The 20,884-nt window shown below is 57.4% G+C and carries 14 protein-coding genes; 12 read left to right on the top strand and 2 right to left on the bottom strand.

The window, feature by feature from the left end; genetic code table 11:
- Positions 1-66: 66 nt before the first annotated feature.
- Positions 67-2,553, bottom strand: coding sequence for a penicillin-binding protein 1A (locus HLUCCO03_RS03320; RefSeq protein WP_027830974.1), 2,487 nt, complete (start codon positions 2,551-2,553; stop codon positions 67-69).
- A gap of 214 nt (positions 2,554-2,767) precedes the next feature.
- On the opposite strand from HLUCCO03_RS03320, the gene HLUCCO03_RS03315 reads away from it, so the two are divergent.
- The 12 genes from HLUCCO03_RS03315 (at position 2,768) to HLUCCO03_RS03260 (ending at position 19,213) form a co-directional block, all read left to right on the top strand.
- Positions 2,768-3,832, top strand: coding sequence for a pilus assembly protein PilM (locus HLUCCO03_RS03315; RefSeq protein WP_027830975.1), 1,065 nt, complete (start codon positions 2,768-2,770; stop codon positions 3,830-3,832).
- Positions 3,832-4,395, top strand: a complete 564-nt coding sequence (locus HLUCCO03_RS03310) for a PilN domain-containing protein (protein ID WP_027830976.1) — start codon at positions 3,832-3,834, stop codon at positions 4,393-4,395. The genes HLUCCO03_RS03315 and HLUCCO03_RS03310 overlap by 1 nt, the downstream gene beginning before the upstream one ends.
- On the top strand, positions 4,395-5,006 hold the full coding sequence (locus tag HLUCCO03_RS03305; RefSeq protein ID WP_027830977.1) for a type 4a pilus biogenesis protein PilO: 612 nt from the start codon (positions 4,395-4,397) through the stop codon (positions 5,004-5,006). The genes HLUCCO03_RS03310 and HLUCCO03_RS03305 overlap by 1 nt, the downstream gene beginning before the upstream one ends.
- Positions 5,007-5,008: 2 nt before the next feature.
- Positions 5,009-5,557 (top strand): pilus assembly protein PilP, encoded by a 549-nt coding sequence (locus HLUCCO03_RS03300; RefSeq protein ID WP_027830978.1) that lies wholly within the window; start codon positions 5,009-5,011, stop codon positions 5,555-5,557.
- A 65-nt stretch (positions 5,558-5,622) separates the two neighbouring features.
- A complete protein-coding gene (gene pilQ, locus HLUCCO03_RS03295) occupies positions 5,623-7,713 on the top strand; it encodes a type IV pilus secretin PilQ (RefSeq protein ID WP_027830979.1) in 2,091 nt (696 codons plus the stop codon).
- A gap of 131 nt (positions 7,714-7,844) precedes the next feature.
- Positions 7,845-8,411 carry a shikimate kinase AroK gene (gene aroK, locus HLUCCO03_RS03290; protein ID WP_027830980.1) on the top strand — a complete coding sequence of 189 codons (567 nt, stop codon included), beginning with the start codon at positions 7,845-7,847 and terminating at the stop codon, positions 8,409-8,411.
- The gene (gene aroB, locus HLUCCO03_RS03285) at positions 8,404-9,513 is read left to right on the top strand and encodes a 3-dehydroquinate synthase (protein WP_027830981.1); all 1,110 of its coding nucleotides are present in this window, start codon (positions 8,404-8,406) and stop codon (positions 9,511-9,513) included. Before aroK ends, aroB begins: the two co-directional genes overlap by 8 nt.
- Positions 9,514-9,630: 117 nt before the next feature.
- The gene (locus tag HLUCCO03_RS03280; RefSeq protein WP_367142335.1) at positions 9,631-11,091 is read left to right on the top strand and encodes an AAA family ATPase; all 1,461 of its coding nucleotides are present in this window, start codon (positions 9,631-9,633) and stop codon (positions 11,089-11,091) included.
- 257 nt (positions 11,092-11,348) lie between these two features.
- Positions 11,349-15,797 carry a glutamate synthase large subunit gene (gltB, locus tag HLUCCO03_RS03275; RefSeq protein WP_027830983.1) on the top strand — a complete coding sequence of 1,483 codons (4,449 nt, stop codon included), beginning with the start codon at positions 11,349-11,351 and terminating at the stop codon, positions 15,795-15,797.
- A 78-nt stretch (positions 15,798-15,875) separates the two neighbouring features.
- Positions 15,876-17,294, top strand: a complete 1,419-nt coding sequence (locus tag HLUCCO03_RS03270; protein ID WP_027830984.1) for an FAD-dependent oxidoreductase — start codon at positions 15,876-15,878, stop codon at positions 17,292-17,294.
- Positions 17,295-17,431: 137 nt separating this feature from the next.
- Positions 17,432-18,502, top strand: a complete 1,071-nt coding sequence (gene hemE, locus HLUCCO03_RS03265; RefSeq protein ID WP_027830985.1) for a uroporphyrinogen decarboxylase — start codon at positions 17,432-17,434, stop codon at positions 18,500-18,502.
- 342 nt (positions 18,503-18,844) lie between these two features.
- Entirely contained in the window at positions 18,845-19,213 is a 369-nt protein-coding gene (locus tag HLUCCO03_RS03260) for a PilZ domain-containing protein (RefSeq protein ID WP_027830986.1), read from the top strand.
- Positions 19,214-19,441: 228 nt separating this feature from the next.
- Here the strand turns inward: HLUCCO03_RS03260 and radA are convergent, their stop codons facing one another.
- Positions 19,442-20,821: a DNA repair protein RadA gene (gene radA, locus HLUCCO03_RS03255; protein WP_027830987.1), complete on the bottom strand. Its 1,380-nt coding sequence runs from the start codon at positions 20,819-20,821 to the stop codon at positions 19,442-19,444.
- Positions 20,822-20,884 lie beyond the last annotated feature (63 nt).

Raw genomic sequence — 20,884 nt, 5'->3', positions numbered from 1 at the left:
GTAAGAAAAAAACCGGCGGTAATCCCGCCGGTTTTTTTATATGTGATACGGAGGTTGCCCGGGAAATCAGAAGATCTCTCTGGACAGGCCCCCGTCGTCGCCATTTTCGCTGCCACCTGAGGACTCGTCCTGAGGGTCCAGTGCTGGCGGCGCATCTTCTTCCCTGAACAGTTCAAACATCGCGCCTTCCTGGCCGGGGCGCGCGCGCTCGCCGGTTTCGGGATCAATGCGGACATTCACTATGCCGTTGGGTCTGGGCATGAGGGAGGACGGCTCGCCGTCAAGGGCTACCTTCATGTAGTCGAGCCAGATCGGCAGGGCGGTAATTGCACCGAATTCACGGCGCCCAAGCGGTTGTGGCTGGTCAAAGCCAACCCAGACCGTGGTGGCGATGTCGTAATTGAAGCCGCCAAACCAGGTGTCGCGCTGCTCGTTGGTGGTGCCGGTCTTGCCGCTGATGTCGTCCCTGCCCAAGGTCTGGGCGCGCCTGCCTGTTCCGAGCCGGATAACATCCCGCATCATTGAGTGCAGGATGTACACCGAGCGCTCGTCCGCAAGTCTTCTAGCAATGCGGGCATTGCGATCGCCTTCGTCAATCTCTTTTTGTGCCTCGTCGCAGTTGTCGTCACAAAGGATGACTTCAGGTGCCTCGAACATCACTTCATCGTCAACATCGGAAATGCTGCTGACGAGGTAGGGCTCCACGTCATAACCGCCATTGGCAATGACTGCAAAACCACGGGCCAGATCCATCGGGGTCAGTTGGCCGCTTCCCAGGGACAGGGACAGGTCCTTCTGCATATCAGCGGTCGGTATCCGAAGTTGGTCCAGGTAGTCGATGGTGTTCTGTATTCCAAGATCTCTAAGAAGGCGCACGGACACCAGGTTTCTTGACCGGTACAGGGCTTCCCTGAGGCGGGTAGGGCCGTAAAACTGCCCTGATGAGTTCTGCGGGCGCCACGAGGTTTCCAGTTCCGAGTCATCAAATACAATCGGTGCGTCGTTGTAGATGGTTGCCGGAGTCATGCCCTGCTCAAGGGCGCTGAGGTAGAGAAAGGGCTTGAAGGTGGAGCCGGGCTGTCTTTTGGCCTGGGTTGCCCGGTTGTACTTGTTCTGGCTGAAGCTGTAGCCCCCCGCGAGGGCTTCAATGCCTCCTGTATCGGCATCCAGTGAAATCAGCGCGCCCTGAACTCCGGGAACCTGTGACAGGGCAACCCTCCTGGTATCAGGTATCTCTATGACAGGCTGGTCTTCATCGTCTGTGGAGTCGTCATCCTCGCCCGGTTTTTCCGGCGTCATGACAACCATGGGTTTTACGTAGACGACATCACCCGGTGCAACCACCTCGGAGGGTTTCTCGGGCTCCGGTCCGGTGAGATTTTCCGTCTTGTAGCGTCTGGCCCAGGTCATGGTATTGAATGCCATGACCGACTTGCCGAGTCCCCGGGCATGGAGGTCGACTTCGTTGTCCTCGTCTCTCACTTTCGTGACCACGGCAGGGACAAGTTCCGCGACGCGCGGGTAGTTGGCCATCAGGTCATCAAGGTTCTCCGGGACGAGTTCGTCTTCATCGATCTGGCCAATGGGGCCGCGGAAGCCATGGCGCTGGTCGTATTCCTCCAGGCCCTTGCGAAGCGCCAGGGTGGCTTCGCGCTGCTTCTTGCTGTCCACGGTAAGCCTGACCTTGTAGCCGTCAGTGTAGGCAGCATCCCCGAATCGCCTCACCATGTCGGCGCGCGCCATTTCGGCCACGTGGTCAGCCTCCACTTCGGTGGAAGGAGCATTGAAACTTGCCGTCAGCGGCGCCTTTGAGGCCAGCTCATAGGCATCTGGCGTAATGTACTCAAGGTCCCGCATTCGGCCCAGGATCCAGTTCCGTCGGGCTTCCGCACGAGCCGGATTGGCAAGGGGGTTGTAAGCCGATGGCGCCTTGGGCAGGCCCGCCAGCATGGCCATTTCGGCCAGCGAAAGTTCGGTTACCGGTTTGTCGTAATAAACCTGTGCTGCAGCGGCAATGCCATAGGCACGATTGCCGAGGTAAATCTTGTTAAGATAGAGCTCAAGGATGCGGTTTTTGTCCAGTTCACGCTCGATCTGAAGAGCCAGAAGTATCTCGTTGAACTTGCGAATAAACGTCCTGTCGCGTGACAAAAAGTAATTTTTTGCAACCTGCATTGTGATGGTACTGCCTCCTGACTGGATCTCTCCGGTGGAGACCAGTTCGATGGCAGCCCGCATCAGGCCTTTGACGTCGACCCCGAAGTGCTCGTAAAAACGGGCGTCTTCAGCCGCCAGGAAGGCATGTAACTGAATTGTAGGGATCTGTTCGATTGTGACCGGTGCCCTTCTCTTTTCACCGAATTCTGCTATTAATTTGTCGTCTGCGCTGTACACCCTCAGAGGGGTCTGCAGCTTGATGTCCAGGAGCTGTTCGACAGGAGGTAGCCCCGGGCGCAGATAAAGGTAGAATCCTGAAGCCACGATCGTGGCAAGACTGAGTCCAGTGAGAAAAAGCCATGCAATCAGGCGAGATGTACGCAACAAATGAGACATTTTTTTCTGACAACTGTTGGATATAGGTCTATCATTTGAGAAATTGCTTTAGGAAGGGCGAGCCACTTCCCGGGTACAATGATTCCCAATTAAAGAAGAACGAGCATTGTAGACGGAAAACTGAAGAAATTCTCTTAAATAAAAAACACATATGAAAGAGCTCCGTCAGGAGTTTTCATAACCCGGTGCATGTAACCAGGTATAGGGTGAGCGCGTGTTCGGATTGTTCGGAAAAAAATCCAGTGCTGTCTTGGGTGTGGATATCAGTTCCAGCTCGGTCAAGCTTCTGGAACTATCGAAGCAGGGCGACCGTTACAAGGTCGAGAGCTACGCAGTTGAGCCTTTACCGGCAAACGCTGTCGTAGAAAAAAACATCACGGATGTCGAGGCGGTGGGTGAGGTGCTCAAACGCGTCGCATCCAAGTCCCGCACAAGCGTCAAGCAGGTGGCTGTGGCTGTTTCCGGTTCCGCCGTTATTACCAAGCTGATCCAGATGGACGGCGGTCTTAACGAGTTCGAGATGGAAGACCAGATCACGCTCGAAGCTGACCAGTACATCCCTTATCCACTGGATGAAGTGGCGATCGACTTTGAGGTTCAGGGGCCTTCTGAAACCAACCCCGACCAGGTCGATGTGTTGCTTGCTGCGTGCAGGAAGGAGAACGTCGACATACGTGAAGACGCTCTGGAAATTGCCTCGCTGACCACCAGGATAGTGGACGTTGAAGCCTACGCTCTGGAGCGAGCCTACGCGCTGATCGAACCGCAGCTTGATTCCCAGGGGGAAGAGCTTGTGGTTGCCATCGTGGATGTGGGTGCGACCATGACAACCCTCAGTGTGCTGGCGGAAGGCAAAACCGTTTATACCCGAGAGCAGATTTTCGGCGGCAAGCAGCTTACCGAAGAGATTCAGCGTCGCTACGGGCTCTCCCTGGAAGAGGCGGGCCTTGCCAAGAAGCAGGGTGGTCTTCCGGACGACTATGAATCCGAGGTATTGACTCCATTCCGTGAAGCGGTTGTCCAGCAGGTTGCCCGGGCACTCCAGTTCTTCTTTGGCGCAAGTCAGTACAACGCGGTCGATTATGTGGTCCTGGCTGGCGGCACGGCATCTATCCCGGGGCTGACAGAAATGGTTGAGGAAAAGACAGGCACGCCAACGCTGGTTGCGAACCCCTTTGCAGACATGGCCGTTGGCTCCAGGGTGAATGCATCCGCTCTGAGCAACGATGCCCCTTCACTCATGATTGCCTGCGGGCTGGCGATGAGGAGCTTTGACTGATGGCAAAGATTAACCTCAGGCCCTGGCGCGAAGAACTCCGGGCAGAAAAACAGAAACAGTTCGTGGTGATGATTCTGGGCGCGGCCATTATTGCTGGCGGCCTGGTGTTCCTGTGGAAAACGGATATGGATAATCGTATCGCGTACCAGGAATCCAGAAACGCCTACATCGAAACCGCGACCAGGCAACTCGACAAGCAGATCAAGGAAATCGAGGATCTCAAGCGCAAGCGCGACGAACTTCTGTCCCGCATGCAGGTGATTCAGGATCTCCAGGGCAAGCGCCCGGTGATCGTGCGGGTGTTTGATGAGCTGGTGCGCACACTGCCGGACGGGCTGTATTACACCAGTCTCAAGAAATCCGGAGAACGTGTGGACATCGTTGGTATGTCCGAATCCAACAGTCGCATCTCGTCCCTGATGAGACGTTTCGAACAGTCTGACTGGTTCAACGATCCGAATCTGTCGAATGTGGCTGCCGCCGATAGCGCACGCGCTGGTTACAGCCAGTTCAACCTGTCGGTTCAACAACAAACACCTGAGCCCGAAGGGGAGGATGAGTAATGAGCCTCGCGGACTCACTGAAAAGCCTCAATGAATTTGATATCAACGATCTTGATGTCAATAACGCCGGCATCTGGCCCGCACCCGTTAAAGCCATTGTAGCGCTCATCATATTTGGCCTGATTCTGGGCGGCGGCTACTGGTTCTTCGTCAAGGATCAGTACGCCCAGCTCGAACGTGTTGAAAACACCGAGCAGGAACTGCGGGAGCGCTACGAGAACAAGGCCTATCAGGTTGCCAATCTTGAAGTCTTCAAGGCCCAGATGGAAGAAATGGAAGAAACCTTCGGTGCCCTGGTGAGACAGCTTCCCAGTGAAACTGAAGTGCCGGGATTACTCGAAGACATCACCAATACTGCGCTCGGCAGTGGTCTCGCATTGCAGGAAGTGAAGCTTCAGGGTGAGCAGCAGCGCGATTTCTATGCGGAACTTCCGATCAATATCCGGGTATCCGGTTCCTACCACGAGCTGGCAACGTTTGTCAGTAGCGTGGCAGGCCTGCCGCGGATAGTGACATTGCATGATTTGACGATAACACCAACAGGCGATGATGGGGAAACGCTAGATATGCAGGTTCTTGCACGTACCTACCGCTACCGGGCTGGAGAGTGAGCATGGCGAGACAGCATGCGTTAAAAGCCTGGATGGGTATTTGTCTGGTCTCTTTCCTGACGGCATGTTCCCAGGGCAATGGTTTTTCCGACCTTGATAAATTTATGGAAGACACCCGGGCGAAGCCCCGGGGTCACGTGGAACCGTTACCGGAATTCAAGGCATACGAGGCATTCAGCTATTCGGCCGCCGATCGCCGGGCGCCGTTCGAGCCACCCATTGATGTGCAACTGACAATGGTTGACGAGGAGCCGGAAAGCGATGTCGAACCGGATGTGGACCGGCCCAAGGAAGTCCTTGAGAACTTCGGGCTGAAGGACCTCACCATGGTCGGAACCCTGAGTGACAGCTCCGGCGGCCTGTTTGCCCTGATCAGGGATGGTGAAGGTGGTGTCCACAGAGTACGCACGGGCAACTATATGGGGCAGAACTATGGCCGGATTGTCGGCATAAATGAAACCCGGGTTGAAGTGATTGAGATCGTTCCCAATGGCCGGGGCGGATGGGTCGAACGCCCGCGCCAGCTTTCGCTGGATGAGAATGAGGGCTAAGGAGCGGCAATATGACTATTGAAAGAACCATGCACGAACAAAAAAGTTTGGGGTCGAGGCTAGCGATGTTCAGAAAACTCAATGTATACGTCGGCGTGATTGCTTTTGGGTTGTTATCCGGCGTGGCCAATGCGGTCACGCTGGAAGACGTGTCGTTTTCGTCGCTGTCCGGAGATCGGGTGGAGGTGATACTGGCATTTGATGGTCAGCCACCGGAACCGTCCGGTTATACCATCGAGCGTCCTGCACGAATTGCAGTGGACCTCAGCGACACGACAAGCAGCCTTGACAGTCGAAATATCTCTCTCGGTTCTGGTAATGCCCAGAGCATGACAGTGGTTGAAACCAAGGATCGCACCCGCCTGATTTTTAACCTCGCGGAGCTCGCGCCATACGAAACGGAGCGCCAGGGTAACAATCTCGTTGTTACTATCGGGGGCGAAGAAGAACGTACAGCGTCCGGTTCCGGTGATGAAGCGCCGACTTCTGTTTCTGCCGTAGCTTCCGGGGGATCTGGCAACGCTTCTTCGTCCGGTGACGAGCTTGCGGGTGTGGATTTCCGGAGAGGTGAGGACGGCGAAGGCCGGGTGATTGTGGATCTTGGTAGTTCAGGAACACCTGTTGACCTCTCTGAGCTGGGCGGACGAATCCGCTTGACCATGGACGGCACGAGCGTCCCGGAAAACCTCCGCCGCCGCCTTGACGTCACAGATTTCGCAACGCCGGTTACCCGCATCGACACCTTTACGGAGGATGGTAATGCGGTGGTTGAGATACGTCCCGAGGGTAATTACGACTATATTGCCTACCAGTCAGGCTCCCGGTTTACAGTCAGTGTTGAAGAACTGACCGAGGAAGAAGCCGAATCCCGCCGTGAGGAGAAGTTCCCATACACCGGCGACAAGCTTTCTCTGAATTTCCAGGACATTGAAGTGCGTTCGGTGCTGCAGCTGATTGCCGACTTCACGGGCCTCAACCTTGTTGCCAGTGACACAGTCAGTGGCAGCATTACGCTGCGCCTGCAGAATGTCCCCTGGGACCAGGCGCTGGATCTGATTCTCAAGACCAAGGGTCTGGACAAGCGACAGATTGGAAACGTACTCCTGGTGGCCCCTGCTGATGAAATTGCAGCCCGTGAAAAGCTTGAGCTGGAAACCAACAAGCAGATTGCTGAACTTGAGCCGGTTCGTCTGGATATCATTCAGGTGAACTACGCCAAGGCAGCTGATGTTGTCTCTCTCATTGAAGCGGATGAGGAGCTGATTTCATCACGTGGTTTCGTGTCCTCTGATTCGCGTACCAACACCATCAGCGTGAGGGAAACCTCCGAAAAGCTGGATGAGATCCGCCGTCTGGTGTCAACCTGGGATGTGGCAGTGCGGCAGGTGTCCATTGAGGCTCGCATAGTCCGGGCGCAGACCAACGTAGCCGAGAACCTGGGTGTGCGCTGGGGCGGCGCCGCCTCTGATACCAGAGGAGATGGTAGCGTGATTTCTGTTGGTGGCTCACAGGGGGCTGTAGGAGAGGCTCGTGATGCGGCGAACGATGGCGACAACACTATTACTTTCCCGGATGCGCTTGCCGTCGACCTAGGCGTGAGCGGAGATGGAGCGTCCTCGTTTGCGATTGGCTGGGGAAGCGATGACTTCCTGGTGGATCTGGAGCTGTCTGCGCTGGAAAGCGACGGGCAGGCTGAAGTGGTCTCCCAGCCACGGGTTGTGACCGCTGATCGGCAGACCGCCAAGATCAAGTCCGGTGAAGAGATTCCCTATCAGGAAGCCTCTTCCAGCGGTGCCACGTCTGTGTCTTTCAAGGAAGCAGCGCTGTCTCTGGAAGTGACTCCGCAGATCACCCCGGATGACAAGATTATCATGGACCTGGTGGTCAACCAGGATTCCCGTGGTGAGGTGACCGGAGGCATTCCGTCGATCAACACCAACGAGGTGACTACTCAGGTACTTGTTGGTAACGGCGAAACCGTGGTTCTGGGCGGTATCTTCCAGTCCGAAGTGGCGACGACCACCACAAAGACCCCGTTCCTGGGCGATATCCCTTACCTGGGCCGCCTGTTCAAGCGGACGGAGCACATTGATGAGCGCAGCGAACTGCTGATCTTCATCACGCCGAAGATCATCAAGAGTGACCTGATTCAGTAATCCGGCTACTCTCCGTAGAAAAAACCGCCGTCCATGTACGGCGGTTTTTTTTGCCTGTTCGTTTTCTGAAACTTATGGAAAGCGTTACCCTGTGCTATTCTCACCCGCCGGAATATAGATGAGCGGAAGTTATGTCCTTGCCAAAACGAATTGTCCTTGTGGGCCCGATGGGGGCAGGCAAAAGCACAATTGGCCGTATGTTGGCCAGAGAGCTGGGCTATCGTTTTCTGGATTCCGACCGGATTATCGAGGAGCGCTGTGGGGCGAACATTCCCTGGATTTTTGACGTGGAAGGCGAGGATGGTTTCCGTCAGCGTGAAACCACAATGCTGGCTGAGCTCTCCGGGTATCCACAAACGGTTCTGGCAACCGGTGGGGGTGCAGTCATGAGGGAAGAGAACCACGATCTGCTGAAGCGTGACGCCGTTGTTGTCTACCTGAAAACTTCTATTGAGCAGCAGGTTGAGCGAACCCGGCGGGACAGAAACCGCCCCTTGCTTCAGAATGATGACCCGGAAGCTGTTCTCAGGAACCTGTTTGCTATCCGGGATCCGATCTACACGGAACTTGCCGATATTGTCATGTTTACCGATCGCAAAAGCCCTAGGCTTGTCGTGCGGCAACTGGTGAACCGAATCAACCCCCGGACCCCCAGGCATAAAAGACAGATACGTAAGGAAGGCAGAAATCATGCGTGATTCACTGCGGGAACTGACCGTTGAGCTTGGTGAGCGCGCCTACCCGATTGTGATCGGGCAGGGACTGCTGGGCAGCTACGATCTGACACCGTTCGTTCAGGGAACCCAGGTCATGATTGTGACCAATGAAACGGTCGCTCCCCTGTACCTTGAGTCTGCCCGGGCATGTTTTCCCGGAAAGCAAGTGGACACCGTGATTCTTCCGGATGGCGAAAAATACAAGGATTGGCAAACGCTGAACCTCATATTTGATCGTTTATTGGAGATGCGCCACTCGCGTAAAACCACCCTCGTGGCACTGGGCGGTGGTGTGGTGGGAGATATGGCCGGTTTCGCTGCCGCTTCGTACCAGAGAGGTGTGCCGTTTATCCAGATACCCACCACACTGCTTTCGCAAGTGGATTCTTCGGTGGGCGGTAAAACGGGCATCAATCACCCCCTTGGCAAGAACATGATCGGCGCGTTTCATCAACCCGAAGCGGTTCTGATCGATACCGACAGCCTCGGAACACTGCCACCCCGGGAAGTTTCAGCGGGTCTTGCGGAAGTGATCAAGTACGGATTGATTCGGGATACCGATTTTCTCGGTTGGCTTGAGCAGAATATTGCCTCTCTTGTTGATCTGGAAACGGCTGCCCTTGTGGAGGCGATTTATCGCTCCTGTGCGTGCAAAGCGGAAGTGGTGGCGCTGGATGAAAAAGAAGGCGGGCTGCGGGCAATCCTGAATCTTGGACACACTTTCGGCCACGCCATCGAGACGTTCGCCGGATATGGAACCTGGTTGCACGGTGAAGCCGTCGGGACGGGAATGATGATGGCGGCTGATCTCTCTTTGCGCCAGGGCATGATCAGCGAACAGGACCGCATCAGGGCAGTAAGGCTGATTGAGCGGGCGAGTCTTCCGGGACAGGCGCCTGCAGGTATGGTCCCGGATGATTTTCGTCGCCTGATGGCGGTGGACAAGAAGAACGTTGATGGTTCTTTACGGCTGGTTTTGCTCCGGGCTATGGGAGATGCGGTTGTGACAGATCAGATTGATACCAATCAGCTGGATGCGACCTTGCGGGCCTATTGCACGACTTCAGGTGGCGTGAACGCCTGAATTGCATCCGACCGGGGTAGTAACACAGAGGCACTACAGGGAATGACGGTGACAGATCAGGGGCTCAACAGTCTTGACGGGGGCGGGCTTTTCCCGCGGTTGCAGGAAAGATACGGATTGAAGGCGAATCCCCTGGATATGGAAACGCCGTTTTTCCCCGATGCATCCCGCCACCATGCTCTGGAAACCCTCCGGCACCTCTGTGGATTCGGGGATCTCGCGCTGGTGCTGACTGGTGATCCGGGAGCCGGCAAAAGCCGGCTGCTGGCTGAGCTGGTCAGGAGCGAGTCTTCCCGCCTCGATTTTCACCGCCTTCCTGCAGCGGCATTAACCAGTATCCAGGCACTCGCCAGGGCTTTGCTTGGTATCGCTCACAAGGGACTTGAGCCTGGCCAGGGCGCGCGGGATTCTGTTTATGGCTTCTTTCGGTGGTCGGAGGTCAGGGCGCGAAAAGGTCAGCGGATGGTTCTGCTGGTTGACGATGCGGATCGGGCGCCGGCAGAGCTTGTGCGACTGCTGTTAGCGGCGTTTGAAGCGGCTGACCGTTCTGCTGCTGCCGTGCCGGTATTCAGTGGCAGCGGGCAGTTGATCGACATGCTGGGACTTACCGGAGATGGCTCCGGCGTGCACCAGATTCACCTTCGCCCGCTGACCAGAGATGAAATTGCCGCGTATCTGGAGCCGAGAATTCATCGGGCGGGCGGCGATGCGAAAACCTTGTTGGCCCCGCCAAAGCTTTCACAAATACACAGCCTGAGCCAGGGAAGCTTTTCCCGATTGAAGCGCGTGACGCCAGCGGTGTGGCTGGATATGGCATCTCCCGGCCGTTCACAAAGGCGTGGGCGGTCATTCTCCGTTCCCCTCGGTCTGCGCTGGCCAGCGCTGGCCCTGGTGCTTTTGGCGGGTTCCTGGTGGCTGGTTTCGCAGCAGTACGATGATTCCGTAGCCAGAGAGCAGGTTTCGCCAGAGCCGGAAACCGTGCGAAGGAGCATAACCATAGGCCCCGATGAGCCGGCGCCGGAGCCGGTTGTCCCGCCGGAAGAGACGCTGGATTCCCGGCCTGAATTGACCTTGGCTGACTCGCCCCAGCAACCTGTTCCAGAGCCAGAGCCAGAGCCAGAGCCAGAGCCAGAGCCAGAGCCAGAGCCAGAGCCAGAGCCAGAGCCAGAGCCAGAGCCAGAGCCAGAGCCAGAGCCAGAGCCAGAGCCAGAGCCAGAGCCAGAGCCAGAGCCAGAGCCAGAGCCAGAGCCAGAGCCAGAGCCAGAGCCAGAACCAGAGCCAGAGTTTTCTCCGGCACGACCCTCGCATTTCATCGCGCTGGGCGAGATACAGGCTCGTCCGGGCTGGACTGTGCAGCTGATAGCCGGCAATCGCGAGCAAACAGTTCTGAGCCTGATTGATCGGTTCGAGTCACTTTCCGGTATCCGCTACACCCGTACCGAACGGCAGGGGCAGGACTGGTTTGTCGGTTTCTATGGTGATTTTGCATCCAGCCAAGAAGCACAGGAGGCGGTAGCGACCCTTCCGGAGGCTCTTCGGGAGCAGTCTCCCTGGATCCGGCAAATGCGTGATTTCTGATCCGGCCCGGCTCTTGCCAATTCCGGCATAAATTCAATAAAAACAATAGTCTGAAGAGGCTTCCGGTTGCGGCCACAGTCATCGGCAATGCTCGTAACCCGACGTTCCGATCCCTAAAATAAAACCTCTTTGGTTTGAGTACGTATTTCTACGCGTGTAAAATAGCCAGCCCCCATTTTCAGTGTCAAAGGGCGATATTATTATCTTTTTGCTAATAACCCTTTGATTGAAAAGCATTTCTACGCGAGAGAACGCTTATGATGACAGGTTTGTATCATCCCGACGAATTCAGGGACAACTGCGGCTTCGGCCTGATCGCTCATATGAAGGGCGGGGCCAGCCACAAGTTGTTGCAAACTGCCATCGAGTCGCTGACCTGCATGACCCACCGCGGTGGCATAGCTGCAGACGGAAAGACCGGCGATGGTTGTGGCCTCCTGATCCAGAGCCCGGATGCCTTCCTGCGCAAGGCTGCAAAGGCCGAGTTTGGCAAGGAGCCTGACGGGCTGTTTGCCGTGGGCCAGGTGTTCCTTAGCCCGGACGAGAACAGGGCGGCGGCTGGTCGTGCAGCCATAGAGAAGCGCCTGACAGAGCAGGGCCTGGATATCATGGGCTGGCGAAAGGTGCCCACTGACGACAGCTGCCTTGGCCCCATGGCACTCGATTGTCTGCCGTGGATCGAACAGGTGTTTGTCGTGCCCGCCGATAAGACGGAGCAGGAATTCGCCATCGCGCTGTTCGTAGGTCGCCGCCATGCCGAGCGGGACATGGCTGACGATTCCGAGTTCTACATCTGCAGCCTGTCCCATCGTACGCTGGCCTACAAAGGCCTGATGATGCCGGCGGATCTGGCCAACTTCTACAAGGATCTGGGTGACCCGGACCTGCAGACGGCTATCTGTGTATTCCACCAGCGCTTCTCCACCAACACCATGCCGCGCTGGCCGCTGGCGCAGCCGTTCCGTTACCTGGCCCACAACGGGGAAATCAATACCGTTGATGGCAACCGTAACTGGGCGATTGCCCGTGCCGCCAAGTTCAGCGCACCGGAACTCCCGGATCTCCAGACCCTGCAGCCGCTGGTCAATCTGACCGGCTCCGATTCTTCCAGCATGGATAACATGCTCGAAGTGCTGCTGGCCGGTGGCGTTGACCTGTTCCGTGCCGTGCGCATGATGATCCCGCCGGCATGGCAGAACGTCGACACCATGGATTCCGAACTGCGGGCATTCTACGAGTACAACTCCATGCACATGGAACCCTGGGACGGCCCTGCCGGCCTGGTGCTTTCTGACGGTCGCTACGCTGTCTGCATGCTGGACCGTAATGGCCTGCGCCCCGCACGCTGGGTCATCACCAAAGATGATTTCATCACTCTCGCATCCGAGATCGGTACTTATGGCTACAAGCCCGAGGACGTGGTCGCCAAAGGCCGGGTTGGCCCGGGTCAGATGCTTGCCATTGATACCGAATCCGGTGAAGTCCTTCACACCAGGGACGTGGACAACCGCCTGAAGTCGGCACAGCCCTACAAGCGCTGGCTGCGTGAAAACTCGTTGCGGGTTGAAACCACGCTGAATCAGGACACCCCGGAGTTCAAGCTGATGCAATCAGACGAGCTCCACATCCATCAGAAGATGTTCATGGTGTCCTACGAAGAGCGTGATCAGGTATTGCGCCCGCTGGCCGAAAACGGCCAGGAAGCGGTGGGCTCCATGGGTGATGATACGCCCATGGCTGTCCTGTCCAGCCGTGTCCGGCACGTGGCGGATTACTTCAGGCAGAAGTTTGCCCAGGTAACCAACCCGGCCATCGATCCGCTGCGGGAATCCATCGTGATGTCCCTGGAAACCTGCATTGGTGCTGAACGGAACGTTTTCGAGGAAACGCCTGAGCACGCCAACCGGATTATCCTGACCACTCCCGTACTGTCGCCGGCCAAGTTCCTGAAGATCGCCAATAACGATCGGCCCGGTTTCGAGGTGGCCCGCATCAGCATGAGCTACAGCCCGGAAATGGGGCTTGAGAAGGCTGTCCGGAAGGTCTGTGAGGACGCGGAACAGGCAGTTCGTAGCGGCAAGGTGATCCTGATCCTGACCGACAAGGACCTGAAAGAAGGTGAATTGCCCGTGAATGCCATGATGGCAACCGGTGCGGTCCATCATCACCTGGTTCAGAAGGGGCTGCGTTGTGACTCCAATATCCTGGTAGAAACCGGGTGGGCCCGTGACCCGCATCACTTTGCCGTATTGTTCGGCTTTGGCGCCACGGCGGTCTATCCGTGCCTGGCGTACCAGGTGCTCAACGACCTGATTCGTACCGGCGAGCTGATGATGGATCCCATTGATGCGAAGAACAATTATCGCAAGGGTATTAACAAGGGGCTGCTCAAGATTCTGTCCAAGATGGGTATCTCTACCATTACCTCTTATCGTGGTGCCCAACTGTTCGAGGCAATTGGTCTGGCAGATGACGTGGTCGATCTTTGCTTCAAAGGTGTTCCCAGCCGCATCCAGGGGGCCGGCTTCTTTGATTTCCAGCAGGATCAGGAACAACTGGCAGCCGTTGCCTGGAAGCATCGCAAGCCCATTTCCCAGGGTGGCCTGCTGAAGTATGTCCACGGACAGGAATACCACGCCTTCAATCCGGATGTGATTGCCAGGCTGCAGGAGGCGGTGACCAGCGGGGATTACGGTCAGTACATGGAATACGCCGGGCTGGTGAATGAGCGCCCGATTTCAACCCTGAGGGACTTGCTGGGCTTCCGGAAGGACATCAAGCCCATTGATCTGTCGGAAGTGGAGCCGGTGGAAAATATCTTCCCGCGCTTTGATTCGGCGGCTATGTCGCTGGGTGCGCTGTCTCCGGAGGCTCATGAAGCCCTCGCCGTGGCCATGAACACCCTTGGCGGTCGCTCCAATTCCGGTGAGGGCGGCGAAGATCCTGCCCGATACGGTACCGAGAAGCGCTCCAAGATCAAGCAGGTGGCTTCCGGTCGCTTTGGCGTTACTGCCGAATATCTGCGCAGTGCGGATGTCATGCAGATCAAGGTGGCACAGGGGGCCAAGCCGGGTGAGGGTGGCCAGTTGCCGGGTGGCAAGGTCAACGACCTGATCGCACGTCTGCGCTACTCGGTCCCGGGCGTGACCTTGATTTCACCGCCACCGCACCATGATATCTATTCAATTGAGGATCTGGCGCAGCTGATTTTCGATCTCAAGCAGGTGAATCCGAACGCCCTGGTGTCGGTGAAGCTGGTATCAGAGCCGGGTGTGGGTACGATTGCTGCCGGTGTGGCCAAGGCCTACGCCGATCTGATTACCGTTTCCGGTTATGACGGTGGCACGGCGGCCAGCCCGCTGACCTCCATCCGCTATGCCGGTTCGCCCTGGGAGCTGGGCCTGAGTGAAACCCAGCAGGCACTGCGTGCCAACGACCTGCGGGGCAAGATCCGCCTGCAAACCGATGGCGGCATCAAAACCGGCCTGGATGTGGTCAAGGGCGCGATTCTGGGCGCCGAAAGCTTTGGCTTTGGTACCACACCAATGGTGGCCCTGGGCTGTAAGTACCTGCGTATCTGTCACCTCAACAACTGTGCCACCGGTGTTGCTACCCAGAACGAGCATCTGCGGGAAGAGCACTTCAAGGGCACGGTGGAAATGGCCATGAACTTCTTCCGTTTTGTGGCGGAAGAAACCCGTGAGTGGCTGGCGAAGCTGGGTGTGCGCAGCCTGGAGGAACTGGTAGGCCGTGTTGATCTGCTCGAGCGCCTGCCTGGCGACACCCCTCGCCAGAAGAAGCTGGATCTGACGCGGCTGCTGTCCAATGACCATATCCCGGCGGACAAGCCCCACACCTGTCAGGTAGAGCGCAACCACCCGTTCGATGAGGGCAGGCTGGCGGAACAGATGGTGAAGGACACGGCAGAGGCGATCAGCGCCAAGGCCGGAGGTACCTGGTCCTATCGGGTGACCAACTGCGATCGGTCCATCGGTGCCCGCCTGTCCGGTGAGATTGCCCAGTTGCATGGCAACCAGGGCATGGTGTCAGCTCCGATTACTCTCCAGTTGACCGGCACTGCCGGCCAGAGCTTCGGGGTCTGGAACGTGGGTGGTCTCAACCTGCTTCTCGAAGGGGATGCCAACGATTATGTGGGCAAGGGCATGACCGGTGGCAAGCTGGTTATCCGGCCGCCGTCCGGCAGTGCTTTCAAGTCCCAGGAAACCTCGATTGTGGGTAATACCTGCCTGTACGGCGCAACCGGCGGCAAGTTGTTCGCCGCCGGTACCGCCGGTGAGCGTTTCGGTGTGCGTAACTCCGGCGCTCATGCAGTGGTGGAAGGGGCTGGTGATCATTGCTGTGAATACATGACAGGCGGCCTGATAACCGTTCTGGGCGCCACCGGCCACAACTTCGGTGCCGGTATGACCGGCGGCTTCGCCTACGTGCTGGATCTGAACAATACCTTCGTGGACAAGTACAACCACGAACTGGTGGAAATTCAGCGGATTTCCAGCGAGGACATGGAGTCCTATCGCAACCACCTTCGTGGGGTTGTCCGGGAGCATATTTCCGAGACAGCAAGCGAATGGGCAGAGCATATTCTTGACAATTTCGACGACTATATCGGCCGTTTCTGGCTGGTCAAACCCAAGGCAGCCAACCTCCGCAGCCTGCTGGCCAGCACCCGGGCACGCCCCGAGTAATGGCGGATTGAACAGGGTTGGGGCGTTACCGGTTGTGGTAGCGCCTTTGTCGAAATTGAGTCTGATGAGAGCTTCATAATGAAAGAACGACTGAGTAACGACTTCCAGTTTGTAGAAGTAGGGCGTGTCGACCCGAAAAAAGTACCGGCCAAGAAGCGTAAAAAAGAGTTTGGTGAAATCTACCATCCCTATACCCAGGATCAGGCGGCGACCCAGGCGCACCGCTGCCTGGAGTGTGGTAACCCCTATTGTGAGTGGAAGTGCCCGGTCCATAACTACATTCCGAACTGGCTGAAGCTGGTGTCGGAAGGCAACATCATGAAAGCGGTGGAGCTGTGTCATCAGACCAACTCCCTGCCTGAAGTCTGTGGACGTGTCTGCCCCCAGGATCGCCTGTGTGAGGGAGCCTGTACCCTGAACGATGGCTATGGGGCGGTGACCATCGGGTCTGTCGAGAAATACATCACCGATACCGCCTTCGCACTGGGCTGGAAACCCGACATGTCCGCCGTGAAGTGGACCGACAAGAAGGTGGCGGTGATCGGCGCCGGCCCGGCAGGCCTTGGCTGTGCTGATGTGCTGGTGCGAAACGGCGTCAAACCGGTGGTTTTCGACATTTACCCGGAAATCGGTGGCCTGCTTACCTTCGGTATTCCCGAATTCAAACTGGAAAAGTCGGTGATGAGCCGTCGCCGCAAGGTGTTCGAGGAGATGGGCGTGGAATTCCGCCTGTCTACCGAAGTGGGTAAGGATGTGGCGATGGCGGACATCCTGGAGGAGTACGATGCCGTGTTCATGGGCATGGGCACCTACACCTATATGAAGGGCGGCTTCCCGGGCGAAGATCTGCCAGGGGTTCATGACGCGCTGCCGTTCCTCGTGTCCAACGTCAATCGCCGTCTCGGGTTCGAAAAAGACGCCGAAGATTTCATTGATATGAAAGGCAAGCGTGTTGTGGTTCTTGGTGGTGGCGATACTGCCATGGATTGTAACCGCACCTCGATTCGCCAGCAGGCGGCAAGCGTTACCTGCGCCTACCGTCGCGATGAACAGAACATGCCGGGCTCACGCCGGGAAGTGGCGAACGCCAAGGAAGAGGGTGTCAAGTTCATGTTCAACCGTCAGCCGATTGCCATTATTGGTGAGGATCGCGTTGAGGGCGTGAAAGTGGTCCAGACCCGCCTTGGTGAGCCCGACGAAAACGGCCGCCGCCGCCCGGAAGTGGTTGCTGGCAGTGAGGAAGTTATCCCGGCAGACGCCGTACTGGTAGCTTTCGGCTTCCGCCCCAGCCCTGCTGACTGGTTCGATGAGCTGAAGGTAAATACCGACGACTCCGGCCGTGTGAGCGCACCGGAAGAGGCTGACTTCGGCTTCCAGACCAGCAATCCCAAGATTTTCGCCGGTGGCGACATGGTCCGCGGTTCGGATCTGGTCGTAACCGCTATCTGGGAAGGTCGGCAGGCGGCAGAAGGGATAATGGATTATCTGGATATCTGACGATCTTCTGTCAGACCCGGTTCCGATTTGACCGGGATCAGAGGGGCGGCTTGCTTACGGCAGGTCGCCCTTTTTTATTGCCACAAACCGGGTATCATTGCCCTCCTAACTTTTACAGACAGCAGACTGGGAATGCTATGACCGAGCTGAAAAATGACCGTTTCCTGCGTGCGCTGATGCGTCAGCCCGTAGATCGCACACCGGTGTGGATGATGCGTCAGGCCGGCCGATACCTGCCGGAATACCGCGCCACCCGTGCCAGGGCCGGAGACTTTCTCAGCCTCTGCAAGAACACGCCGCTGGCGTGCGAAGTCACACTGCAGCCACTGGAGCGCTTTCCTCTGGATGCCGCCATCCTGTTTTCAGACATCCTGACCATTCCGGATGCCCTGGGGCTTGGCCTGTACTTCGAGACCGGCGAAGGCCCGAAATTCCGCAACACCATCCGCTCTGCAGCCGATGTGGCAGCACTGCCGAAGATGAAGGCGGAAGTGGATCTGGACTATGTCATGAATGCGGTGTCTACCATCCGTAGCGCCCTGAACGGCAGCGTCCCGCTGATCGGTTTCTCCGGCAGCCCCTGGACCCTGGCCACCTACATGATCGAAGGTGGATCCTCCAAGGACTTCCGCGAGGCCAAGAAGCTGATGTATGGCCAACCGGAAGTGATGCACCAGTTGCTGGATCATCTGGCGGATTCTGTCATTGATTACCTGAACGGACAGATTCGCGCCGGCGCCCAGGCAGTCCAGATTTTTGATACCTGGGGTGGTGTGCTGAGCAGCTGGGCGTATCAGGAGTTCTCCCTCGATTACATGAAGAAGATTGTGGCGGGCCTGACTCGCGAGAACGATGGCCGCAGGGTGCCGGTGATTTTGTTTACCAAGAACGGTGGCCAGTGGCTGGAGTCCATCGCGGAATCCGGTGCCGATGCAGTGGGGCTGGACTGGACAACGGATATTGGTAATGCCCGTGCACGTATCGGTGACCGGGTGGCCCTGCAGGGCAACATGGACCCGGCCATGCTCTATGCGCCGCCGGAGCGGATTCGCCAGGAAGTGGCGGATATCCTGTCCCGCTACGGTTCCGGGCCGGGGCACATATTCAACCTCGGGCATGGTATTACCCCGGACGTGGATCCGGAGCACGCCGGGGCGTTTATTCGCGCTGTTACGGAGCTTAGTCCGGAGTATCACCAGCAAGACTGATGATTCGGAGTATCGGGCGGCTGTTAAGCCTGGAAGCTCCCGCAAACCGTCAGGCTCTGTTCAGAACACGCCCGTAAATCCTCCTCCGGGGTCCGGCCAGCAATCGCAGATTGCTGTCGTTCAGCTGTCGCATGAAGCTTTGCTTCATAAGCGCTCGGCTTCACCCATGTAGGGCTCGGTCGCGCCATCCCTGGCGCTCCACGGTTCTGAACAGAGCCTGACGGCTCGCTCTCCAGATATGTGGCGTTAGCCGCCCGACCCAAACCTTTCTTGAGACGCTAGATAGTTGTCCCTGTGCGGTCTATAGTCCTATCAGACAAGACCGGTAAACAGGAGTAACCCTTGCCAGCCAAAACCCCCGAAAAACGTCGGTTCCACAGAATCTCCTTCGATGCCGAGTGTGAGCTGCATTGTCAGGATGAAGTGTGGCGTACCGAGGTATTGGATATTTCACTGAAGGGCGTTCTGGTAAAGCGACCGGAAGGATGGAATGTTCCGCTGAAACAGCCGTGTGAGGTGATTATCCACCTTGACGATCATAAAACGGCGATCGTGATGGCAGTGGAGTTACGGCATATTGAAGAGCAGCGGCTGGGGTTCAAGTGTCAGTATATTGATCTTGAAAGCGCCACCCATCTGAAGCGGTTGGTGGAGTTGAATCTGGGGGATCAGGCGCTGTTGGAGAGGGAGTTTGCGCATTTGATTGAGTAGGCTGGTGGGGTTTGTCGGATTACGGCCTGGTGGCCTAATCCGACCTACGTGGGCTCCGGGCGCCACGAGATAACTGTGAGGTTTGGGGAAGGGATTGGTCACGTCTTTCCAAAAATGTGCGGAGCCATGGATGGCGGAGCCCAAGCGCACATGGATGTGCTTGAAGCGTTTTTTGGAAAGACGTGACCAATCCCTTCCATGCGCCAAAGAGGCAGGCTTGGCCAGAGACTAAAGCTCCTCCAAGGCCGAAAGCGCATCACTAAGCTTGGTAACGGGTATAACCTTCATTCCCTCAATAGCCTTGCGAGGCGCATTGGACTTGGGCACCAGGGCGCGGGTAAAGCCGTGCTTGGCCGCCTCGTAGATGCGCTCTTGCCCACTGGGCACCGGGCGGATCTCACCAGACAGGCCGACCTCGCCGAAGATCACCAGATCCTGGGGCAGGGCGCGGTCGCGGAACGACGACACTATGGCGGCAAGCAACGCCAGATCCGCACTGGTCTCATTGACCTTGACGCCGCCCACCACATTTACAAACACATCCTGATCCGACACATGCATGCCGCCATGGCGATGCAGAACCGCCAGCAGCATTGCCAGCCGGTTCTGATCCAGGCCCACAGCAACCCGCCGCGGGTAACCACCCTGGGCCATGTCCACCAGCGCCTGGATCTCCACCAGCATCGGCCGGGTGCCTTCCCAGACCACCATCACCACACTGCCGGGAGCCGCTTCCTCGCCCCGGTTCAGGAAGATGGCACTGGGGTTCTTCACCTCCTTCAGACCCTGCTCCAGCATTGCAAACACCCCCAGCTCGTTGACCGCGCCAAAGCGGTTCTTGATGCCCCTCAGGGTGCGGTAACGGCTGTCACTGGAGCCTTCCAGCAGGATAGAGCAGTCGATCATGTGCTCCAGCACCTTGGGCCCGGCCAGGCTACCGTCCTTGGTGACGTGGCCCACCAGGAACAGGATGGTGCCAGTCTGCTTGGCGAACCGGGTCAGGTAGGCGGCGCTTTCGCGGACCTGGGAGACACTGCCGGGGGCGGATTCGGTTTCGGCCACGTGCATTACCTGGATACTGTCCACCACCAGGATACGGGGCTTTTCGATCTCCGCCACCTGCATCACCCGCTCCACGCTGGTTTCCGAGAGCATTTTCAGGTCTCTGGTGGGAAGCCCCAGGCGTTTGGCGCGCATGGCAACCTGTTGCAGCGATTCTTCGCCGGTGACATAAAGCGCCGGCACGCTGGAGGCCAGATGGCAGACCGCCTGCAGTAACAGGGTACTCTTGCCGGCGCCGGGGTGGCCGCCCATGAGAATGGCAGAGCCCTCCACCAGGCCACCGCCCAGCACCCGGTCAAACTCCTGCATGCCCGAGCTGATGCGGGGTTGCTCCGCCAGGCTGACGTCATCCAGGCTTTTGACTTCCGACAGACTGCCTGCAAAGCCCTCGAAGCGGGCTCCCCGGGCACCCTTGGCGTTGCCACCACTGATGCCGCGAACCTCGCTGATGGTGTTCCAGGCCTGGCAGGAAGTGCACTGGCCCTGCCACTTGGAATAATCTGCACCGCATTCGGTGCAGACGTAGGCGGTTTTGGGTTTGGCCATTGGGGTAGCGCTACCTTCTGGGTTGGTTGTCGGATTACGGCTTCGCCTAATCCGACCTACGCA

Origin of the sequence: Marinobacter sp. HL-58 (genome assembly GCF_001314605.1) — a bacterium.
Taxonomy (GTDB): Bacteria; Pseudomonadota; Gammaproteobacteria; order Pseudomonadales; family Oleiphilaceae; genus Marinobacter.
The sequence above is the reverse complement of the archived record's forward strand: the minus strand, read 5'-3'. Positions and strand labels throughout refer to the sequence as shown.

Excerpts from the sequence above, each read along its gene's own strand:
- HLUCCO03_RS03320 (WP_027830974.1), bottom strand. The coding sequence starts at position 2,553 with ATGTCTCATTTGTTGCGTACATCTCGCCTGATTGCATGGCTTTTTCTC.
- HLUCCO03_RS03310 (WP_027830976.1), top strand. The coding sequence starts at position 3,832 with ATGGCAAAGATTAACCTCAGGCCCTGGCGCGAAGAACTCCGGGCAGAA.
- HLUCCO03_RS03305 (WP_027830977.1), top strand. The coding sequence starts at position 4,395 with ATGAGCCTCGCGGACTCACTGAAAAGCCTCAATGAATTTGATATCAAC.
- HLUCCO03_RS03300 (WP_027830978.1), top strand. The coding sequence starts at position 5,009 with ATGGCGAGACAGCATGCGTTAAAAGCCTGGATGGGTATTTGTCTGGTC.
- pilQ (WP_027830979.1), top strand. The coding sequence starts at position 5,623 with ATGTTCAGAAAACTCAATGTATACGTCGGCGTGATTGCTTTTGGGTTG.
- aroK (WP_027830980.1), top strand. The coding sequence starts at position 7,845 with ATGTCCTTGCCAAAACGAATTGTCCTTGTGGGCCCGATGGGGGCAGGC.
- aroB (WP_027830981.1), top strand. The coding sequence starts at position 8,404 with ATGCGTGATTCACTGCGGGAACTGACCGTTGAGCTTGGTGAGCGCGCC.
- gltB (WP_027830983.1), top strand. The coding sequence starts at position 11,349 with ATGATGACAGGTTTGTATCATCCCGACGAATTCAGGGACAACTGCGGC.
- HLUCCO03_RS03270 (WP_027830984.1), top strand. The coding sequence starts at position 15,876 with ATGAAAGAACGACTGAGTAACGACTTCCAGTTTGTAGAAGTAGGGCGT.
- hemE (WP_027830985.1), top strand. The coding sequence starts at position 17,432 with ATGACCGAGCTGAAAAATGACCGTTTCCTGCGTGCGCTGATGCGTCAG.
- radA (WP_027830987.1), bottom strand. The coding sequence starts at position 20,821 with ATGGCCAAACCCAAAACCGCCTACGTCTGCACCGAATGCGGTGCAGAT.